Raw genomic sequence first — 244 nt, forward strand, 5'->3', positions numbered from 1 at the left:
ATGCACGGATGCCCCCGCTTACCCGACTACACGGAAGCCAGGCCCATCACCCATGCCCGGTCCACTGCCACGGCCGGCATTATCCAGGGTCGCGCTTCCGTACTCACCGCCTGCGACCCATTCGACCTTCACCTTGAAGTGAACGTCCCGCTTCGCAGGGTCGATGCTGAGGGTGAGCTGTTTTGGCTGGTCAGGGGAGATCGTGAAGGGGAAGTCCGTACGGTCAGCCACGGGCTTCTTACCC

General features: G+C 62.7%; 1 protein-coding gene. It reads right to left on the minus strand.

What is annotated here, in order from left to right; translation table 11 throughout:
* Nucleotides 1-18 precede the first annotated feature (18 nt).
* Nucleotides 19-244, minus strand: a 226-nt coding sequence (locus tag RYX56_RS24635; protein ID WP_317124424.1) for a hypothetical protein, incomplete at its 5' end; no start/stop codon positions are given.

The sequence above is a fragment of the Alkalihalophilus lindianensis genome, from assembly GCF_032843265.1.
Classification (GTDB): domain Bacteria; phylum Bacillota; class Bacilli; order Bacillales; family Bacillaceae_D; genus Alkalihalophilus; species Alkalihalophilus lindianensis.